The organism is Sporosarcina sp. P2 (genome assembly GCF_002743255.1).
Lineage (GTDB): Bacteria > Bacillota > Bacilli > Bacillales_A > Planococcaceae > Sporosarcina.
The window spans coordinates 16,252-36,803 of the sequence record NZ_PDYY01000017.1 but is presented as its reverse complement, the minus strand read 5'-3'; the positions used below and the strand labels follow the sequence as shown (position 1 = coordinate 36,803).

At 42.0% G+C, this 20,552-nt stretch carries 23 protein-coding genes; 5 read left to right on the top strand and 18 right to left on the bottom strand.

The window, feature by feature from the left end; translation table 11 throughout:
- Window positions 1-54 precede the first annotated feature (54 nt).
- Entirely contained in the window at window positions 55-906 is an 852-nt protein-coding gene (locus tag CSV67_RS15225) for a CvfB family protein (RefSeq protein WP_099632456.1), read from the bottom strand.
- 15 nt (window positions 907-921) lie between these two features.
- The gene (gene mntR / locus CSV67_RS15220) at window positions 922-1,329 is read right to left on the bottom strand and encodes a transcriptional regulator MntR (RefSeq protein ID WP_099632455.1); all 408 of its coding nucleotides are present in this window, start codon (window positions 1,327-1,329) and stop codon (window positions 922-924) included.
- Between the two features lie 119 nt (window positions 1,330-1,448).
- On the opposite strand from mntR, the gene CSV67_RS16565 reads away from it, so the two are divergent.
- Window positions 1,449-1,604: a lmo0937 family membrane protein gene (locus tag CSV67_RS16565; protein WP_143560718.1), complete on the top strand. Its 156-nt coding sequence runs from the start codon at window positions 1,449-1,451 to the stop codon at window positions 1,602-1,604.
- 31 nt (window positions 1,605-1,635) lie between these two features.
- Here the strand turns inward: CSV67_RS16565 and CSV67_RS15215 are convergent, their stop codons facing one another.
- From CSV67_RS15215 to CSV67_RS15175, 9 genes are all read right to left on the bottom strand, one after another.
- A complete protein-coding gene (locus CSV67_RS15215; protein WP_099632454.1) occupies window positions 1,636-2,733 on the bottom strand; it encodes a GNAT family N-acetyltransferase in 1,098 nt (365 codons plus the stop codon).
- A 40-nt stretch (window positions 2,734-2,773) separates the two neighbouring features.
- Window positions 2,774-3,136: an ArsR/SmtB family transcription factor gene (locus CSV67_RS15210; protein WP_099632453.1), complete on the bottom strand. Its 363-nt coding sequence runs from the start codon at window positions 3,134-3,136 to the stop codon at window positions 2,774-2,776.
- A gap of 91 nt (window positions 3,137-3,227) precedes the next feature.
- Window positions 3,228-3,602, bottom strand: coding sequence for a Na+/H+ antiporter subunit G (locus tag CSV67_RS15205; protein WP_099632452.1), 375 nt, complete (start codon window positions 3,600-3,602; stop codon window positions 3,228-3,230).
- Window positions 3,580-3,864, bottom strand: coding sequence for a Na(+)/H(+) antiporter subunit F1 (locus tag CSV67_RS15200; RefSeq protein WP_099632451.1), 285 nt, complete (start codon window positions 3,862-3,864; stop codon window positions 3,580-3,582). Before CSV67_RS15200 ends, CSV67_RS15205 begins: the two co-directional genes overlap by 23 nt.
- A complete protein-coding gene (locus CSV67_RS15195) occupies window positions 3,861-4,343 on the bottom strand; it encodes a Na+/H+ antiporter subunit E (protein ID WP_099632450.1) in 483 nt (160 codons plus the stop codon). The genes CSV67_RS15200 and CSV67_RS15195 overlap by 4 nt, the downstream gene beginning before the upstream one ends.
- 15 nt (window positions 4,344-4,358) lie before the next feature.
- Window positions 4,359-5,843 carry a Na+/H+ antiporter subunit D gene (locus CSV67_RS15190; protein ID WP_099632449.1) on the bottom strand — a complete coding sequence of 495 codons (1,485 nt, stop codon included), beginning with the start codon at window positions 5,841-5,843 and terminating at the stop codon, window positions 4,359-4,361.
- Window positions 5,836-6,162 (bottom strand): Na(+)/H(+) antiporter subunit C, encoded by a 327-nt coding sequence (locus CSV67_RS15185; protein WP_099632448.1) that lies wholly within the window; start codon window positions 6,160-6,162, stop codon window positions 5,836-5,838. Before CSV67_RS15185 ends, CSV67_RS15190 begins: the two co-directional genes overlap by 8 nt.
- Window positions 6,162-6,587, bottom strand: a complete 426-nt coding sequence (locus tag CSV67_RS15180; RefSeq protein ID WP_099632447.1) for a Na(+)/H(+) antiporter subunit B — start codon at window positions 6,585-6,587, stop codon at window positions 6,162-6,164. Before CSV67_RS15180 ends, CSV67_RS15185 begins: the two co-directional genes overlap by 1 nt.
- Complete coding sequence (locus tag CSV67_RS15175; protein ID WP_199173197.1) at window positions 6,574-8,988, bottom strand: Na+/H+ antiporter subunit A; 2,415 nt, start codon at window positions 8,986-8,988, stop codon at window positions 6,574-6,576. The genes CSV67_RS15180 and CSV67_RS15175 overlap by 14 nt, the downstream gene beginning before the upstream one ends.
- Window positions 8,989-9,283: 295 nt before the next feature.
- Between CSV67_RS15175 and CSV67_RS15170 the strand changes: the two genes are divergently transcribed.
- On the top strand, window positions 9,284-9,958 hold the full coding sequence (locus CSV67_RS15170) for an adenine nucleotide alpha hydrolase family protein (RefSeq protein ID WP_099632446.1): 675 nt from the start codon (window positions 9,284-9,286) through the stop codon (window positions 9,956-9,958).
- A 260-nt stretch (window positions 9,959-10,218) separates the two neighbouring features.
- On the opposite strand, the gene murB is transcribed toward CSV67_RS15170, so the two are convergent.
- The gene (gene murB, locus CSV67_RS15165; protein ID WP_099632445.1) at window positions 10,219-11,139 is read right to left on the bottom strand and encodes a UDP-N-acetylmuramate dehydrogenase; all 921 of its coding nucleotides are present in this window, start codon (window positions 11,137-11,139) and stop codon (window positions 10,219-10,221) included.
- A 166-nt stretch (window positions 11,140-11,305) separates the two neighbouring features.
- Between murB and CSV67_RS15160 the strand changes: the two genes are divergently transcribed.
- The gene (locus CSV67_RS15160) at window positions 11,306-11,821 is read left to right on the top strand and encodes a YceI family protein (RefSeq protein ID WP_158232961.1); all 516 of its coding nucleotides are present in this window, start codon (window positions 11,306-11,308) and stop codon (window positions 11,819-11,821) included.
- A 178-nt stretch (window positions 11,822-11,999) separates the two neighbouring features.
- Here CSV67_RS15160 and CSV67_RS15155 read toward each other — a convergent pair whose 3' ends face one another.
- A complete protein-coding gene (locus tag CSV67_RS15155; protein WP_099632443.1) occupies window positions 12,000-12,692 on the bottom strand; it encodes a DsbA family oxidoreductase in 693 nt (230 codons plus the stop codon).
- A gap of 99 nt (window positions 12,693-12,791) precedes the next feature.
- On the opposite strand from CSV67_RS15155, the gene CSV67_RS15150 reads away from it, so the two are divergent.
- Window positions 12,792-14,171 carry an FAD-dependent oxidoreductase gene (locus CSV67_RS15150; protein WP_099632442.1) on the top strand — a complete coding sequence of 460 codons (1,380 nt, stop codon included), beginning with the start codon at window positions 12,792-12,794 and terminating at the stop codon, window positions 14,169-14,171.
- A 51-nt stretch (window positions 14,172-14,222) separates the two neighbouring features.
- Here CSV67_RS15150 and CSV67_RS15145 read toward each other — a convergent pair whose 3' ends face one another.
- Together CSV67_RS15145 and CSV67_RS15140 are read right to left on the bottom strand one after the other, a co-directional pair.
- Window positions 14,223-15,149 carry a manganese-dependent inorganic pyrophosphatase gene (locus CSV67_RS15145; protein ID WP_099632441.1) on the bottom strand — a complete coding sequence of 309 codons (927 nt, stop codon included), beginning with the start codon at window positions 15,147-15,149 and terminating at the stop codon, window positions 14,223-14,225.
- A gap of 52 nt (window positions 15,150-15,201) precedes the next feature.
- Complete coding sequence (locus CSV67_RS15140; RefSeq protein WP_099632440.1) at window positions 15,202-15,648, bottom strand: RrF2 family transcriptional regulator; 447 nt, start codon at window positions 15,646-15,648, stop codon at window positions 15,202-15,204.
- Between the two features lie 190 nt (window positions 15,649-15,838).
- Between CSV67_RS15140 and hmpA the strand changes: the two genes are divergently transcribed.
- Window positions 15,839-17,050, top strand: coding sequence for an NO-inducible flavohemoprotein (gene hmpA, locus CSV67_RS15135; RefSeq protein WP_483315698.1), 1,212 nt, complete (start codon window positions 15,839-15,841; stop codon window positions 17,048-17,050).
- Window positions 17,051-17,089: 39 nt separating this feature from the next.
- Here hmpA and CSV67_RS15130 read toward each other — a convergent pair whose 3' ends face one another.
- The 3 genes from CSV67_RS15130 to CSV67_RS15120 are packed head-to-tail and all read right to left on the bottom strand — an operon-like array spanning window position 17,090 to window position 20,545.
- The gene (locus tag CSV67_RS15130; RefSeq protein WP_099632438.1) at window positions 17,090-18,139 is read right to left on the bottom strand and encodes a YkvI family membrane protein; all 1,050 of its coding nucleotides are present in this window, start codon (window positions 18,137-18,139) and stop codon (window positions 17,090-17,092) included.
- 51 nt (window positions 18,140-18,190) lie between these two features.
- Window positions 18,191-18,787 (bottom strand): DNA-3-methyladenine glycosylase, encoded by a 597-nt coding sequence (locus CSV67_RS15125; RefSeq protein ID WP_099632437.1) that lies wholly within the window; start codon window positions 18,785-18,787, stop codon window positions 18,191-18,193.
- 21 nt (window positions 18,788-18,808) lie between these two features.
- Complete coding sequence (locus CSV67_RS15120; RefSeq protein ID WP_099632436.1) at window positions 18,809-20,545, bottom strand: ABC transporter ATP-binding protein; 1,737 nt, start codon at window positions 20,543-20,545, stop codon at window positions 18,809-18,811.
- Window positions 20,546-20,552 lie beyond the last annotated feature (7 nt).

The window sequence follows — 20,552 nt, the reverse complement described above, 5'->3', positions numbered from 1 at the left end:
CCTTGTTCTATATGTATAGATACGTTGAGGCTCATAAGAAAGTTGCGTTTATGATTATATAAGTGTTGTCCAACCGTCTTGTTGTGTAATTCTTCGTTCTCTCATCAACGTACCAAGTGCACGTTTGAAGGCACCCTTACTCATCTGGAACATCTCATCGATTTCTTCAGGAGTAGATTTATCGGTAAATGGCATTTTACCGCCCGACTGGTGCAAATACGCTAAAATTTGTTCGCCATCTGTTTGTAAACGGTCTTGTTTCCTTGGTAATAATGAGCCGTTCATTGTGCCGTCTTCATGGACTTCAATAATCCGAACATCTACTTCTTCACCTAATCTCGGCTCAGCTTTACGTTCTGTTTCGTGAACGAAAATACGTTGGATGTCTTCCGTCAATAGGAACGTACCTATTGGCAGCAAGCGGTACGCTCTTGCTTTGACATTCTGATTGTACATATCTGCTTCCGCTATTGTATAGTGCTCCTGGATTCTTTCTTCAGTCACTAGACGTCCGAACAAGTTGCCTCCTGGATCTGAACGTAGCGTCATATATAATTCATCACCTGGCTGTGGCCATAGTTCTTTGATTTGTGGAAAGTCCGCTCGATTGATTAGCACTTCAAAAGATGCACCAATATCTACGTAGGCCCCTTCATTTCTGTCCAAACGAATAACTTTTGCCCATCCGAATGAATGAACTGTAACGGACGGAATTTGCGCAGTACCTGTTAGTTCGCCTCTTCTGTTGATATAAAGAAAAACTTCTATTGTCGAATGCTCTTGTGCATCGGGTGCTTCGGATTCATTCATATAGATTTCTTCTCCGGCAGCGTCCAATACAAAGCGTGATCCTTCTTTGCGAAGTATTTTGAGCGATGCAAGTGTACCTGGCTGTAATAATGTCATATAGGACAATCCTCTCTAGAGTGCTTTACTTTTTAATTTTTTTATAAATTCAGGATCAGACTCAAGTGTCTCTACTAGGTCAGTAATACGATCCATCGCATTCCAACTTAAGTGATGTTCAATCCCTTCTACGTCTCCATAGATATTTTCTTCTTCCACACCTATGATACGCAGGAATTGTTCCAGTAATTCATGGCGATGCACAAGTTTTTTACCAAAGCGCAAACCGCGTTCTGTCAATGCCAATCCCCGATAGCGCTCATAGTGTACATAGCCTTCACGATCCAGCCGCTGGGCCATTTTGGTTACAGACGAAGGGAGTACCGAAAGCGCCTCTGCCACGTCGGACACACGCGCTTCACCTCTTGTTTCTAATTGTAAATAAATTTGTTCTATATAGTCTTCCATACTCGGTGTAGCCAAACTATCGCCTCCTCATTTGACTCTCAACATCCACCCTTTCAAATCTTAAAAGTTTAAGATTTGAAAGGGTGGGTAATATACTTACATAGCAAATAACAATGAAAAGGAGTTGATTCATCATGGGTCGTTTATTATGGCTTATTATCGTAGTTCTAATAGCATTATGGGTAATTGGTTTAGTAGCAAATATTGGCGGTGGCTTAATCCACACACTTTTAGTAATTGCTGGCATTATCTTTGTCATTCAATTAATAACTGGAAGACGTTCGATATAGTGAAAACTAGCTTAAAGTGCTCCTTCTGTGATCAGGTAACTATCGCATACACACATGTGTTGCGTAGGCCTTGCCCATTCGCAGAAGGGGCATTTTTGCGTAAAATCCCTTCCAGTTCAAAATTTGTTCGTTTTGCTACTGCACGACCTTTACTATGGTTCTCATCACAAACCAATTCAATCCGCACAGCCGATAAATCTGTAAATGCAAACTCCACAAGTTCTTTGATCGCTTCTGTCATATAGCCTTCACCTTCAAACTTTGTATCCAGCCAATACTCTACTTCAAACTTACGAATGCTCCAATCGATATGATGGAAACCTGCGCAACCAATGAATTCACCCGTTTCTTTTAAAAACAGATGAAAGTTCAAAGATTTTCTACTGATGAACTCAGAAACTGAATGGCGTACATATTCCTCTGTCGTTTCAATCGTCATATCCTTCTGCGCCCATCCAGTCCACTTACGTAACGTAGGCATTGAATGTGATACCGCACCCCAAACATCCATCACGTCGTTTAATTCAGGCGCTCGAATATGTAGCCGTTCAGATTGTAGCTGTTCTTTAAAACCGGGTATGCTCTTAACATCACGTTCTCGGTCTTCCCAACGCACAGGCGTTGTTGTTCCAGCTTCATAATCTTCTCTCGTCATTCCATATGTTACCGCATCATAATACGTATTCTCTTTCGGAAGGAACCATGCTTGGCGCAAATGTGCTTCCTTTACAAAACCGGCCCGCTCAAACGCTTTACGCATAGCCGCATTATCATGGCGTGTATGTCCTTCTATACGAATCTTATGCTCCGGTAATTCGAACACGTATTGCGTAAGTTTTTTCAGCGCTCGCGAACCATAACCATAACCTCTAAAATGATCAGCAATCCGCAAGTCGAATAATGGTACATCTTCTTGTAAGTCATAGACTTTTACGATTCCCACTTTTTCGTTTTCATTATTCTCAATCCAGAATGTCTTTACGTCATCAGATGCATAGCCGCCTTCTTCAATCGACTTTTCAAGCAACTCGCGACCTGGCTGACTACTATCATGGTAAGGCCATGAGTTTGTCGTCATAAACTGAATAAGCAAATCTTGTTCTTCTATCGTCCATTCTTGTAAGCGCATTAAAATTCCCCCATCATGACTACAGGCGGCTCACATGATATTATATCGTTTGCTGGGCTTCGATTGCATGTTCGTATGCAATTTTCACTAAGTCCGCAACATGCTCGTCTGCCAAAGAGTAGTATACCATTTTTCCACGTCTTTCCGATTTAGCCATTGAATGATCCCGTAAATAACGTAAATGATGAGAAGCGGTAGCGGATGAAGATTGAATCACTGCCGCTACATCACAGACGCACATTTCTGATTCCAATGTCAGTGAATAAGCAATCCGCAAACGTGTTTCATCAGCTAGTGCTTTAAAGATTTGTACCATTTCCGTTACATCAGGAAGCTCTTTTCGAATTTTACGAACTACATCTTCGTGCACAACGGTTACTTCACAAGCATCTTGATTTAACACTTTATCACCCCATTCAGTCGACTACAGATTACGGTAATTATATAGATAGGACAGTAAAAAATCAATTGACTCTCCTGTTCATTTGAATCAACTATTGCTTTGTATCTCCTGTGTTTTGTCCATGGATTTTTTCATATAATTCATCTTCTGTGGAAATATCCGCCAACTTAACTTTCGATCGATAAGCAGCACGGATAATTACATGCCCCGCTACCGGTGCTGTTAAAAATACAAAGCCGATCCCAAGAAGCAATCGTACGCTAATAAAGTTTTCGGAGAAGAGAAAATAAACGAATGAGCCGGACAATGTCAATAACACTGCCAACGTCGAACTTTTCGTTGCCGCGTGTGACCGAGTATAGACGTCCGGTAAGCGGATCAACCCAAAGACACTCAACATACTGGCAACAGCCCCTGTCAAAATCAACAAAGCCCCTATAAATTCACCGATCTCGCTCCCGTTCAACTATTTTCCCCCTCTCAATAAATTTTGAAAATGCGATCGTTCCGATAAAGGAAAGAATTCCAAGGATCAAGATCGCTTCCAAAAATGCTTTTGTATTTAAAATCACCGACACGACGGCAATTGTAGCAATTAAATTCACACCGATTACATCGAGTGCTACCACACGATCCGGTAGGGAAGGACCTAAGATAATTCGGATGACTGCCACCAAAATAGTCAGCGCGAATAGTATGACCGATATTGTCAGCATACCTGCTATCATCGTGTCACCTCCATAATCGCTTTCTCGAAGTTCTTCAGTTGCTTAATTAATCCATCCCGCGACTCTTCCACGTCCATTGCATGAATATATAACTCATTTCCCTCAGAAGATACCTCCATCACGACCGAGCCCGGTGTTAAGGTGAGAAGCATAGACAGCATGGTCACTTCCACATCACTCGTCAAAATCGTCTCGTATTTAAAGATACCTGGTTTAATACGCAGTGTAGGTCTCACGATTTGGGAGATGACTACTATACTGGACTGCGTTAGTTCACTTATAAAGATTAACAAGAGCTTGCACGCAGCATATACTCTACGTAAATAGAAATGCGTATCGAAAAAGCGGCTCATGACAAAGATAATGCCAAGTCCGACTAGAAACCCCATGAAAAATGTCGTGAATCTCAGTTCGTCCTCATCCATCAGCGTCATCCATAAAAATGCGATGAATAAATTCAGCAGAAGCTGTAACGGCATGTCGTCTCCCCCTCCCTACTCTAAATCGTCACCCATCACAGCACGTATATACTGTTCCGGATTTGTTAATGCATTGGCCGCGTCTTCTATATAAGGCGACAGCAGTTCCGCACCTATACCTAATCCAACTACAAGTATTGCAAGCAAAACGAGCGGCAAACCAACCTTCTTTTGAAAAGGTTTCTGATCGTCTTCACTAATTATCGTTTCTCCCCAAAAACTATTGAGGAAAATACGAAGAAGTGAATACAATACACCGATACCCGATAAAAACGACACTGCCAGCAATACGTAAGAGCCTGTTTCAATTGCACCTAACCCTATGTATACTTTTCCGATAAATCCGCTAAATGGCGGGATTCCCGAAACCGCTAGCATCGTCAAGAAAAATAACCAACCGACTAGCGGATAGTTTCGAATTAGGCCGCTGATTTCATTGAACTTCGAACGACCTGTCAAATACACGACAGTCCCTGCCAATAAAAATAGCAATGCCTTACTAACCATGTCGTGAATCAAATAATAGCTTGCACCTTGAAATGCAGTATTCGTAGCAACCGCTAGACCTGTTAACACAAAACCAACGGAAATGATGACGTTATACGAGACGATCTGACGTATGTCAGAATATGCAATCGCTCCGAGACAACCCGCGATCATTGTGACAATGGCTAGCACGCCAATGATTTTATAAATAATCGGATCATGTATGAATATTAATGTGAACATGCGGTACAACGCATAAATACCGACCTTCGTCAGTAACGCGCCAAACAGCGCCGCGACTGCAATAGGGGGTGCGGAATAAGAACCCGGAAGCCAGAAATAAAGTAGCAAGCCCGCTTTTAAGCTAAAGACGATCAAGAAAATAATTGCGATCAGCGTCAAGAGAGGTCCTTGTCCCGTTTCTGCTACGCGTACAGCGATATGTGCCATGTTTAACGTACCTAGTACACCGTATACATATGCGATGCCCAACAAGAAGAACCAAGAAGCCAGCACATTGATCAATACATACGTAATACCTTCTTTTAACTGTGTTTTACGTCCTCCAAGAGTCAGCAGCACATAGGAAGCTAGTAACATTACTTCAAAACAAACAAATAGATTAAATAAATCGCCAGTCAGAAATGAGCCATTGACTCCTGCCACTAAAAATAGGAAGAATGGATAGAAAAACATCACTTCTGTCTCAATCCCTGTCGTAGCGAATGCATACAGCAAAATTATACTGGAAACGACGCACGCAACCAATACTAATAACATGGCGAAGGAATCGCCCACAAACAAAATTCCATGTGGTGGTAACCAATCTCCAAAATCCAAACGCATGATGCCGTTTAGGTGAATATGTTGGAGACAATAGGCTGCCACAGCAGCAGAAGCTATCATCGTCAGTACACTTAGTACACGTTGAACACGAATATAAGGACGTAGGAATACTAACATCACACCTACCAAAACAGGCAAGATCATAGGCAATACCAATATATTATTCATCTTCTTGCCCTCGCAATCCAAGTCCAGACTCTTGATACACACGGTACGATAATACGAGTAAAAATGCTGTCACCGCGAAACTGATAACAATCGCTGTCAGAATCAACGCTTGCGGCAATGCATCGGTATATTCCGCTGCCGTCTCTGTTAGCAAAGGAACCTCGCCCTTTTTTAAACCGCCCATCGTCAATAATAATAAATGAATGGCATGCGACAGAATTGCTGTTCCCAAAATAATTCGCAACATTTCTTTTGATAAAAGTAAATAAACGCCTACTGCCACTAGCACACCTACCAGAAGGGTAATTAATGTCTCCATTACTCCACATCCTCACTGATTCCCAAAATAATCGTCACGACAACACCGAGGACAGTCAGTGCGACTCCTGCTTCGAAAATCGTCATCGTTCCAAGTTCTGTCTCACCAAAAACCGGTAAGTCCACAAGCCATGTGGTCTGTGACAGGAAAGAATCACCAAACAACAACGACAGCATTCCTGTACCTACCGCAAGCAACACACCAAATGCCGCCACTCGCTTAAAATCAAAAGGCGTTCCTCGGTGAACTGTTTCTATGTCATATACTAAATACAATAATACAAACGCAGAAGAGAGCACCAGTCCGCCAATGAAGCCACCGCCTGGATTATTATGTCCTGATAAAAAAAGCTCCACGCCAAACGTTAAGATGATGAAGAATACGATCTTCGTCACCGTCTGCAAGATCACATCATTTTTCTTCAGGGTGATCCACTCCCTTCTTGCGACGCAACTTGACTAATGAAAAGACACCGAGGCCTGCAATAAATAATACCAATACTTCAAGCATCGTATCGAATGCACGGAAGTCACCAAGTATCGTATTCACTACATTCAACCCACCTGCAAGCCGTGATGCTGTTTCATAATAGATGGATATAGACGGATACAAGGAATGGCCTTGCACGAGCAAAGCGATAACAGTAACAGCAACGCCGGAAGCCACCGCGATCAATCCATTACGCACTCGCATGGAAATCGACTTATGCTCGTTTTTCCATTCCGGTAAATAATAGAAGCACAATAAGAACAGTACGGTTGTAACCGTCTCGACAATGATTTGTGTCAACGCCAGATCCGGAGCGCGGAATACAACAAATAGAATGGCGATAGAATAGCCGAGCACTCCGTTAAGAATAATGGCAGTAATCCTAGATTTAGCAAATAAGATCGCTACACTTGAACACATCATAACGAAAATAATGATGCTTTCATTAATTTCAATCACAGCATCATTCGAAAAGTCGAAAATGAATTGCTGGAAACCTAGCAAACCTATACCGACAAGGGCTATGAAAAACAGCATGATATACGAAACGTAATCTCGCACCGACCCAGTCATATACGTTTTCGTCACCACAGAAGCCACTCGTTCAATTCGTTGTAATAATGCATTATATGAGCGATCAAGCGTCCATTGTAAAAAGCCTAAACTGTAAATCCCTTTCCAGTAACGCAAGAAACCATACAATAAAATTCCTACGATAATTACACCGATCGTCATGAAGATTGGCATCCCAAAACCATGCCACACGTGTATTTTTGGTACTAGGCCAGGCAACCCCACAAATTGCGGATATACCGCATTCATTGCTGGCCCTAAAATATACGTCCCGAGTAGATTCGGGAAGATGAAAATAAGTACGACCAGACTGCCAAGTACCATAGGTGAAATCAACATCTGAATCGGTGCTTCATGAGCAGGTCTATGTCCAGGAACCGGTGCATGTACTTTGCCAAAAAACGTCTGAAATACTATGATCATACAATAAATGAACGTGAATATACTGCCGACCCATGCAATGATTGGGAACAATAACACCAACGAATCCACTGATAATAGATTCGCTTCTTTTAATGACAGCATCGCTTCAAAGAATAATTCCTTACTTAGGAAGCCGTTGAATGGTGGTAGTCCTGCCATGGAAAAACTGCCAATCAGCGCAATGGTAAATGTAATGGGCATGATCGTTGCCAAGCCACCAAGTCGTTGAATATTACGTGTTCCTAGCTCGTGATCTAAAATTCCGACGACCATAAATAAAGAGCCTTTAAATGTGGAATGATTAATCAAATGAAATAAAGCAGCGAAAGTAGCAGCGGTGAATAACGCGATGTGCGTGCTCTCAGAGGAAGCGAATGCCAATGAGCCGATACCAAGCAAACTCATGATCATCCCCAGTTGACTCACTGTTGAGAATGCGAGCAACGCTTTCAAATCCGTTTGCTTCACCGCGTTGACAGACCCCCATAACATCGTCAATAAACCTACACAAGATACGACATAAAACCACGTCGTATCACCTGCGAAGACCGGGGTAAATCGCGCTACTAAATAAATACCCGCTTTAACCATCGTAGCGGAGTGTAGGTAGGCACTAACAGGCGTAGGGGCTTCCATTGCGTCAGGTAGCCAGATATGGAATGGAAACTGTGCAGACTTCGTAAATGCGCCAATTAACACAAGCAACATAGCAGGTATGAACAGCGAATCTGCCGCAATCACTTCACGCATAGCGATTAACTCTTGTAAATTGAACGTTCCTGTAATGGTATATAGCATTAAAAATCCGACTAACATGAAAATACCGCCAGTGACGGTAATCAGCATCGATTTCTTTGCTCCGTATCTTGACTGCTTTCGGTGATACCAAAAAGCAATTAGTAAGAAGGATGAAATGCTCGTCAATTCCCAAAACACATACAGGACGATTAGATTATCGGATAACACGACACCTAGCATAGCTCCCATGAACAACAGTAAATATGTATAAAAACGACCAATCGCTTCCCGTTCAGAAAGATAGTAAATGGAATACAATACAACCAGACTACCAATTCCTGTAATCAATAAAGCGAAAATTATACTTAGTCCATCTAAATGTGTGGAAAAATAGATATCTGCAGAAGGAATCCAAGGCAACGTGTATAAATAAGAAGCTCCTTCAGAAAGCGAAGGAACAAGTCGAATCAGTAAGGCAAACAAGAACATTGGAATGGTGATGACAAACCAACCGATTCGACTACCGGTCAAAAATTTATGTATAAATGGAACCAAACAAGCTGCGATAAATGGAATGAATATTGCCAGTAAGACGGTTATCAATCCAACACCTCCCAGAATTAATCGATTAGTAGTGTCAATAGAATACTCAGAGACTCTTGACTGAACACTGTACGTTATGCATAATGGGACTCTAAGCAAAGTGTACATTCCCTACTCGAAAGTATACACTACTTTAGTGAAAACCGCATAAAAAGCGCGGTCAGTATACAGGTAGGCAACGTTCGTAATCCTATATAGGATGAGGTTCTCTGGCGAAATTGCAGCGGAAAGCATTCCCCTAAAGTGTGAACCGGTTATCATTAATTTATTGAATTTGAAGAGGTGATGAGTCATTATGGGCAAAATGAAAAGCCGTATGGACGAGGGAATTCTCGTTTGTGTGTATTACGGTCCAAATGGTGAACGTCTCATTAATAGAGGATATAAAATTGCAACAATCATGGACTGTCCGTTCTATATCCTGACAGTCGACCCTGCACCACTCGATGATTTTCATGTAGAGAAATCGGAGTATATAGACCGTTGGAAAGAACTTGCGGAAGAGTTGGATGTCGAAGCATTCATTATCCGCGACGATGAGAAGCTTCCAGCTGCAAAAGTTATCAAAGAAGTGGCTCACCAATACGGCATTACACAAATCATTATCGGACAGACCGCGCAAAGTCGCTGGGAGGAAATCACAAAAGGCTCTTTCATGAACGTCTTGTTGAGAGAAATTCCATTTGTTGATTTCCATGTCGTGTCGGTTGATCGTGCGATAAAGAGTGAGATAGAAGGATCGTTTGAAAAAGGCGTACGTGCGTATTTGATTTCCGATGGCGAAGGCTTCCGTATCAACTTCACGCTTTCGAAGCATGCGCAGTATGAGGGAATCTTCTTTAAGGAGATTGGGACTGATTTTAACAATGGGGTTTTTAAGTTCATGCAAAATAGTAAGATATGCCAGGTACAGATTGAAGATGACCAAGTGCTCGACTCAAGCAAGATCCAGTGCAAGATACAAAATTAATATCACGAGAGGTGGCTAGAAACGAGGCCCCTCTTTTTTTGCATAGATTTAAGGTTAAGCTCTAAGAATTTATTTAAGGAGAGTTAAGTGGTAAGTACGATGGGACGCTTTCCGGCTAGAAGGCCCTCTAGGAAAACGTACCCGCTGAAGCATCCATACCTACCTCATCACTCAGCCAGCTATTCCCCCAACTTTTCACGTCAGAAAAGAACTGTCCCGAGAGGTCGTAATGACTTCGTGGACAGCCCCTGTCACTTCTATTATTCAGAAAGTTCTTCCCCTACGATCTTCACTTCCATCTCCAGATCAATCCCGAAGTTCTTTTTCACTTCCGCTTTGACCATCTCAATCGTCTGGATGTAATCTGCCGCTGTGGCATCACTTTTATTGACGATGAATCCCGCGTGTTTAGTAGACACTTCTGCTCCACCAAAGCCTTTACCTTGTAAGCCGCTATCTTGAATCAACTTTCCAGCAAAGTAACCTGGAGGACGCTTGAACACACTTCCTGCTGACGGATATTCAAGCGGTTGTTTTGATTCACGTTGGAACGTTAAGTCGGCAACTGCCGCATCGATTTCACACTGTTCACCTTTAGTGAGCCAGAACTCTGCGGATAGGACATAATAGCCTTCTGTAGTAATGATGCTCTTACGATACCCTAGTTCCAACTCCTCTTTTGAAAGCTTGAAAATTTTCCCTGTGTCATCCATTACAGTCGCTTGATGAATAATATCTTTGATTTCTCCACCGTACGCTCCTGCGTTCATTGCCATTGCACCACCAATTGAACCCGGTATTCCGCAAGCAAACTCTAGACCCGTTAAACAAGCTATCGCTGCTTCCTTAGACGCGTCGATAATATTTGCTCCAGCTTCCGCAATCATTCTATTCCCATCAATCTCGATCTGATTTAGGTTCGCCATATACATTACAATTCCACGAACGCCACCGTCACGAACGACCATATTTGAACCGTTCCCGAGCAACAAAATAGGAATTTCATGCTGATAAGCATAGCTAACAATCGCTTGCACTTCTTCTATTGTGCCAGGCGCCGCGATGACATCCGCTTTACCACCCAGACGTGTTTTCGTATATTTGTTTAATGGCTCGTCAAGTAATAACCAACCGTTTTGTATGTTCTTTTGAAGGTCTTCAAACCATCGATGTTTTGACATCTACATCAAGTCCTTTCAGTATACGTGTCTCCAGTTTTACGGAAACAATCTTATCCACCTATTAGTATGCTTGCAATCAGTCCTTTTGACAAGGTTTTTCATTTTGACTTTTTAGGTTTTTTCAATTACAGTTTAGCTAATTAAATATCCATAAGGAGGAGTGAAAGTGAATACATGGAAAGTAGATCCCACGGCATCCACTGTCGGCTTTTCCGTTCCACATATGATGGTATCTACTGTCACGGGAACTTTTGAAGAGTTTTCAGGAGAATTACAAGGTAACATAGCGGATTTGACGAAAACTAAAATTAGTTTTCAAGTAATTGTTTCTTCAATTGAGACAAAGAATAGAGACCGTGATCTACATCTATGCTCCGTGGACTTTTTTGATGCCGAAACTTTCCCCAAAATGACATTCTCTTCCCGCACAATTTACAACGATACAGACGGTAGATATCAAATGTCCGGTGACTTGACTGTTAAAAACACGAGCAAAAGAGCCATATTCTGCATCACTCCTCAAGAAGTTACCGTATTTGGTGCTACGTATCTGGTCGAGGGTGAAATCAAACGAAAAGATTTCGGATTAATGTGGAACCGCGCAATCGAAGCTGGCGGTGTAATGGTTGGAGATATTATTAATATCAAGATGTATGTTGTGATTTGCAAGAACGAAGGTTAACAGGAAAGTGCCGTTGATCGACATTCAAGTGAAATGCATTCCACTTACAATTCACTTACGTACTATTTTAAACAGACTAGAAGTCCATGAAGAAAAAACTGAAGACAAAACTCCCTTTAATTCTTAAGAGTTTTCTTCAGTTCCATCGAACCATTCATCTATTCAGCTTACTGTTTCCTCAGATATCACAAGCTCCATCATCTGTGCCTAATACTTGCAACTTAGGTTTTGTCATCTCTTCTTCCTCAGCAATCTTTTCAAACGCTTCAACAAATGCTTCCGTAGGCTGCGCTCCACTTATAGCATATTTACGATTAATTACGAAGAACGGTACACCTTGGACACCAATTTCCTGTGCTTCTTCGATATCTTTTTTCACTTCACCCTCGAAAGCATCACTATGAAGCATGTCTTTCGTTTTCTTTGCATCTAATCCAGCTGATGTTGCAATCGCTACGAGTACTTCTTCCGTATCGATACGCTCCCCTTCCGCGAAGTAGCCATGCATGAGATGCTCTGTTACTTCCTTCTCTACATTTTGTTTCTCTGCGAATTTCGCTAGACGGTGTGCATCGAGCGTATTAGAGGTTTTCATTCGATCCACTTGATAGTGAAGATTAACGGTTTTTGCTTGCTCTTTTATATTATTCATCATGTTTTCTGCTTCTTGTTTGGTGACTTTAAATTTACTAGCTAACCCGTCTACTAATGATTGGTCTGAAGCTACTGGCGTATTCGGATCCAGTTGAAACGCCTTGAATACAACTTCCGATTTCTTCTCAAGCCCTAATTGTTTCAATGCATGCTCTAAACGTCTTTTTCCAATGTAGCAAAACGGACAAACATAATCCGACCATACTTCAATTATCATATTTTTGCTCCACCTTTCTATTCTCTATTTTAGATTCAGGTAAAGTTGGGAACAATGTTAATGCTTGGGTTATATAATTTCACAGAATGAGGTGTCGGAATGAATCAATCTTTATGGCTTGCCACCGCTTATCCGAAGTCTACCTATCCAACTGTAGATGATGATTTAACTTGCGATGTGTTAATCATCGGAGGCGGACTGAGCGGCATAGCAAATGCATATTTTTTGTCTAAACAAGGAAAGGACGTCGTATTGCTCGAAAAAAACAGTTTGCTTCATGGGGCAACGGGAAATTCTACAGGTAAATTAACCGCACAACATGATCTAGTCTACGCGGACATGATTGAACAGTTTGGTGTGGAAAGCGCAAGACAATATTTTAATGCAAATGAACAAGCTATTGATTTCGCGCGATCCATCGCTGAAGCAGATCAACTGCAAGCCGCACACTCCGCGCTATATTCTCAAACACCTGAAGGTACGGAACGATTACTTGCGGAGAAAAAAGCTTATGAGGCGATTGGGATTCCATTTACACTTGCAGGTAATGCATCCTACTTACCATTTGAAACTGCTCATACTTTACTGATTGAAGACGAAGCACAAATACATCCAGTGCGTTTTGGACAACGATTAGCACAACTCGCTGTGAAAGAAGGCGCACGTATATTTGAACATGCACAAGTAGCTGCTCTAGATACTGATCGTTATTTTGTCAAACTCTCTTCATCTAAGATAGTCAGTTATCGACAACTAGTTATCTGCTCACATTATCCCATTGAAGCCCTAGAAGGCATGCAAATTCTCAAACTGGACGTCCAGCGCTCCTATATCGCCGCGGCAAAAACGGATACTCTCTTTGATCATCAATATATATCGGTAGATGAGCCGAAACGCTCGATACGGACAGCGACGATCGATGACCAGTCTTACTTGTTGCTAGCCGCTCAATCTCATCCCGCTGGATCGGAAAAAGAAACACAGCTACATTACGACAGCTTAACGGAGGATATAAAAACGACATTGGGACATCCTGAAGTTGTCTACAAATGGTCGGCTCAGGATCCGTCCACGCCTGATTTAGTACCTTATGCAGGAGCTATTTCAAACTCTTCGCCGGACGTCTACATTAGTACAGGCTATCGAAAATGGGGACTATCTAATTCCTTAGCCTGCGCGGAAATTATTTCGGATGCGATTATCGGTCGATCGAATGCCGCTAGCGAATTATTTTCTCCCAGCAGAACAGATTTCGGCTCCATGTCAAGCCGCGCTTTACTATTAGCCGGACGTACCGTAAAGGAATTTGCCGGTGGACATATCGCCCGGACCGACTCCCCGATTTGTACGCATATGGGATGTCGTACCCGTTGGAATAAAGGAGACCAAACGTGGGACTGTCCGTGTCATGGATCACGTTTCCGGGCGGATGGAACCGTGTTGGAAGGTCCTGCCACACAGCCCCTGGATTTAGGATAAAAAAAACTGTCACGGAAGATCGGGTTACCGATTTCCATGACAGTCTATTGATTAAGAAAGTGCTTCAGTCAATACAGGCACAATTTGCTTCTTACGTGAAACAATACCTTTTAACAGAGCGGAATTATTATTGAAGGCTACATTAAATGCAGATCCTGCACGTTGGGCTTCTTTTCCTAGCGCAATGATTACGGAATCGCTATTGATAATATCCGTCACAACAAACAGGAATAAATCTAGCCCTTTTTGTTCGATCACTTCATTTAACTCCGCTTCTAGTTCATCTTGTCGACCCAGAATGTCTTGTAAGTCCACTGCATTTACTTGTGCAATTTCCATTTTCACATCGCCAAATATAAATTCTTTCGAATCTAGACTAGCCAAATCCTTTACAGGTACAGAGCTTAAGTCTGCTCCAGCTTTTAACATGTCCAAGCCGTAGACGGCAGCATCCACTTCTGCAATTGCAGCTAGTTCTTCAGCAGCTACTTGGTCTTGATCTGTGAATGTTGGCGATTTGAATAATAATGAATCCGATACGATTGCCGAAAGCATTAAGCCGGCAATGTTTTTCGGAATTTCAACACCATGCTCTTTGAATAATTTGTTCAAGATCGTTGCCGTACAGCCTACTGGCTCTGCACGATAATACAATGGATCATTTGTCTGGAAGTTCGCGATGCGGTGGTGGTCGATTACTTCCAATACTTGTATATCATCCAAGTCATCCACACTTTGTTGTCTCTCGTTGTGGTCAACTAAGATGACTTGAGATGTTTCAGGTGCTGCTCTTTCAATTAAGCGGGGTGCTTCAAAACCGAAAGTTTCAAGCGCATACGCTGTTTCTTTCGTAATACTCCCTAGTCGAACAGCTTCTGCATCCATACCGATTTGTTGTTTAAGATAGGCATACGTAATCGCTGATGCGATGGAATCTGTATCCGGGTTTTTATGCCCAATGACTAACACTTTTGACATATTTAATTCCTCCTAATTCACTATGTTTACTACCTATATTCTAACACACTATTCAGGATTGACTAGTGGGAAATAGTAAAGATTGTATTTCTTCCTTGTTATGAAGGAAATCTGCAATCGTGTAACGATCTAGCACAGCGAAGTAAGCTTGAAGCGCTTCGTATAACACACCCCTTAGCTGACAGGCTTGAGACAACACGCACATATTCTTACTCGGATCAAAACATTCGACTAAGTGAAAATCGTCTTCTGTTTTCCGGACTAGTTCACCTACATTCAAGCTTGTTGGATCTACACTGAGACGGATTCCACCACCACGTCCACGAATGGTTTCAATCAGTTCCAGTTTTCCTAATTCATGGACTATCTTGGTGAGGTGATTTTTCGAGATTTGATATGCATCCGAGATTTCTTGGACTGTGGACAGTTCATCCGATTGCTTGGAAGCTAAAAAAATCAGAACACGCAGCGAATAATCTGTATACATTGTTAAACGCATAATATCACCACTTTCTCTGCTTTCATTATTATAGCATTTTCAATTGAAAAATCATGGATTGACACTGGTCGTTACACGTAATAGCATGACTAATTATTGAATATAATGTGACAACTTTCACAGTATATTTTTAAACATGTATTTTATATATATCTTTTGAATTCTAAATGATTTATGATAGAGATATCAAATACGGAGAGGTTGTGCATTATCCATGTTAGATCAAAAAACTATCGACGTTATCAAATCCACAGTACCAGTACTAGAGGAACACGGAACAGCGATTACTACGGCTTTCTATAAAAACATGTTTGTGGCTCATCCCGAATTACTAGATATATTCAACCATGCTAACCAATCTCAAGGTCGTCAACAGACAGCCCTTGCAAACACAGTATATGCAGCAGCGCAATATATCGATAACCTAGAAGCCATTCTACCGGTGGTTGTACAAATCGCGCACAAGCACGTATCTCTTGGAATCTTGCCAGAATATTATCCAATTGTTGGAGAGTATCTGTTAAAAGCAATCAAAGAAGTACTTGGCGATGCAGCAACGCCTGAAATTATGGATGCATGGGAAGCCGCTTATGGCGTAATCGCTGGCGCTTTCATTGGTGTAGAAAAAGATATGTATGAGAATACAGAAAAAGCTGATGGTGGATGGCACTTATTTAAAGACTTCGAAATTGTCGACAAAGTAGAAGAAAGTGATGTCATTACTTCATTTTACTTAAAACCTGTTGACGGTAAAAAATTGCCATACTACTTACCAGGACAATACATTACGATCCGCATGGAAATCCCAGGCGCGAAAAATATTGTTAATCGTCAGTACAGCTTGTCTCAAAAATCAAACGACGAGACTTTCCGTATCTCGGTTAAACGTGAAGATACATTATCACCAAAGGGTGTAGTATCATGCTTCTTGCATGAACATGCAAGTGTAGGTGACATCGTCGAAGTGAGCGCACCGGCAGGCGACTTCTATCTAGATCCTACTGGCACAGCACCTGTCACATTAATCAGCGGTGGAGTTGGTATTACACCAATGAAAGCTATGTATTCAACTATCGCAGATTTGTCTCCTGAACGTGAAGTGGCATTCTTGCACTCTGCACGTACACGCAGCCAACAAGCATTTGCGAATAAACTAGAGCAATTAAATGCTAAACTGCCAAACTCTACGTACAAAGCGCTTTATTCAGAAGAGGGAGACGGCATGTTCACACGTAAATTCTTAGAAGAAAACGTGATTGCAGGCAGTGATGTCTATGTATGTGGACCAACTGGCTTTATGGAGTTCGTTCTTCAACAGCTTCACGCCATGGGTATTCCTGAAGAGAAAATTCACTTCGAGTTCTTCGGACCAGCTGTAGCTCTTCAATTACAATCTGTTTAAGCACAAACAACCCCCGCGAATTTTCCCGCGGGGGTATATTTATATTTTATTCGGCATACGGATTGAAGCCCTAAGAAGTGCCACAACTAAAAACAAACCTAAGTAGCCGACAACCGGATACAGTGTATTAACCAAATTTGTGAATCCTAGAAAACTTAATGCATAGCCAATTACTAGTGAACACGCTACGAATAACTTAAACTTCATCGTACCACTTTGGATGAATCGAGCACCAAACGCATAGAACATACTGACTGCTGTATTGAAGATCATACCGTATAAAATAACCGCCATGAAGATTGCAAAGATTGGGGAAATATTATTGATGATGGCAAGCATCGGTAGATCTGTTCCCGCCACATTTTCCACTTGCGAAAAAAGCGCCAAATGACTTAACAGAATTAGAATACCTAATCCAAGACCACCTACGAATCCACCTCGCGCCGCAATCTTTTCATCTTTTTCCGCCCCTCCCATGACAATAGTCATCGAAGCACCTACCGCAATATTAAATGACACATAATTAATTGCGGATATGAACCAATTAGGCAATGTCGTTGGCACTGCTTTTGCAACAGGATCAAGGACTGCGAAAGTTGTATCCATCGTGATAATACTGTAAACAGAGACGACAACTACTGTAATAATTAAAAACGGCGTCACACTGCCGATTACAGCAACCACTTTATCTACGTTTAATAATATCGTCAAGAACACCAAAACAATCATCAGTAAACTACCTACAAATGTCGGCAAGCCAAATTGCTGATGTAAGTTGGCACCCGCACCCGCTAGCATCACTACACCTACACCAAATAGTGTAAAGATGATAACACCATCCACTATTACGCCTAGAAAGCGTCCACTGATTTTGTAAATCACGTCTTTATGTGAAGTTGTTCGCAGTCGACTTCCAAGACGCGTCAATGTCATGCCTAAGTAAGCGAAGAGCGCCGTACAAATTACTGCGCTAATCATGCCTAAGTAGCCGAAACTCGTAAAATACGTCATGATTTCATTACCGGATGCAAATCCTGCCCCTACGATAATTCCAATAAACGCACTACCCATTTTCAATATCTTCTTCATAATTTCCCCTATTCTTCTCTCTAACCAAATACTTGCGAGACGTTCATTAATTTATTTTCTATATTTTGAGACGAACGGGTTGTCTTTTTCATAGAAACGCCAAGGATAATGCACAGCTTCACCCGTGTTGCCAATCCCTACCCGTGGACCCGCTTCTATTTCAGCCTGAGGAAAGCCTTCAGCTATGTAGAGAGGCTTCTGTGTCCAATGATGACCGTAATATGACATCGTCACCCCGAGAGCCTTAGAAAGCTTTCCGGGTCCATTTGTAAGATCGGTTTCTTTTTTAATGTGTATGCCACGGCGTTGTTGCATATGACTTACTCCTTCTATTGGTTCACCCGCCCGCAGTAACACAGCATGCGGTGTACCCTCTTGTGCACAGACGACATTCATTAGTGTGTGGGTATGCATTTGATATGTATATACGGATCCCGGTTTACCAAACATGATTTCTGTACGCTTCGTCCTACGATTACCATAACTATGTGCTGCACGATCTTCAGCCCCGTGATACGCTTCAGTTTCCACAATTCTAACTACTGATAATCCTTCGGGTTGCTCATGGACAATATATTGACCGACTAAATTACGGGCAAGCTCTAGTACAGGTACATTATAGAAAGATGAACTAATCGGTTCATACATACTACCTTCTCCCTTCAGTTTTCACGCTATTCCTTGTCCTTCTGCGAAATCACGATAGAGATCATGTGTCTTCAATAATTCCGTGTGATTTCCTCTACCAGTAATCTGACCATTTTCTAAGAACAGTAATTGATCTGCGTGCAATACGGTTGCCAATCGATGTGCAATAATTAGCGTTGTTCTACCTAGCATCAAATGGCGTAATGCTTCTTGTACATGCGTTTCCGAACCGCTATCCAAATTCGACGTAGCTTCATCCAATAATAGAATCTCGGGGTTATGCAATAAAGCGCGCGCGATGGCAATACGTTGGCGCTGACCACCAGACAACTTCATGCCGCGCTCCCCAACCATGGTATCGAATTGATCCGGCATATCTTTTATGAATGTATAAGCATTGGCAGCTCTTGCAGCTTCAATGACTTGTTCAAGAGGCGGTCTCTTTTTTAAACCGTACGCAATGTTATCTAAGATCGTTCCGCTTAATAATGGGCTTTCTTGTGAAACATAGCCTATACGCTGGCGCCAATCAGATAACGGGATCTCTTGGATCGAATCTACTCCAAAACGTATTTCTCCCGAAGTTGGTTGATAAAATCTCTCCACCAATGAGAAGATTGTTGTCTTTCCTCCGCCGCTTGGTCCGATGAATGCCGTTACAGTTCCTCGCTCTGCAGTGAATGTAATTCCGTTCACTACATCCCTGCCCTCTTCATATGAAAAATGAACATTTGAAAATGCGATGGCACCTTCCAGTTCCGATGTATGGTCACCGCCTGCGGGTTCAGAATCCATTTGTAAAATTTCTTGAATTCTTTCTGTTGCCCCTACTGCTTTTTGGAACGAAGTGAAAAATCGAGCCATTTGCGCGACCGGTACAATGATCTGAAATAGCAAGAAAATAATTGCAACCAGTGTTCCCGCTGATAACGCTCCTCTTGCCACTTGCGCTCCTCCATACCCAAGAATCACTACTAGGATACCCATCATTGTCAACATCATGATAGGTGAAATAACAGCTTGAATTTTTGCTTCTTTCAACCCATATCGAAATAATGATTGAATAGCAACTTTACCCTTCTCTCCTTCAGTAGGTTCTGCGCGGTATGCTTTCACTAACCGGATATCGCCAAGCACACGGCCAAGATGTCCCGAAAACTTTGCCATTTCAGCCTGTGTGGCTTTTGCTACTTTGTGCATTAAGCGGCCAAGTGGATACAAGATCACCATACTAACCGGCACACTAATCAACATGATGATCGTCATCTTCCAATCGAGTACCAATAAAATAATAACTGCTCCAATAATCGAAATTAGCCCCGAGATGAACGATACTAGATGCTCTGAGACAAGTGACTTTAATACGGTTGTATCTTGCGTAACGCGACTCATCGTTTCTCCAGTTTCATTCCGATCAAAATATGGCACAGGTAAACGCAGTACTTTTTGCCATAATTGATTGCGCAAGTCCGCAACAACCGTCTCCCCAATAAAAGCAAGCATATAATAGGAAAAGCCACCGGCAATTGCTTGTACCACAAATAAAACGAGCAGGAATATGCCCGTCTTCCAGTTCAATAGTTCACTTGTGAATGAGTCCACCAAATCTTTAGTGATTAATGGTACAGCAAGACCGGCAACCGTTTCAACAAAAGATAGCACCAGGGCAATGATGGTTACGGCTACCGGCCAACGCAATGTCTTGACTAAACTCATAAAGTTTTTAACGGATCCTTTAGGTTTTACTTGAGCATTCATAATGCTT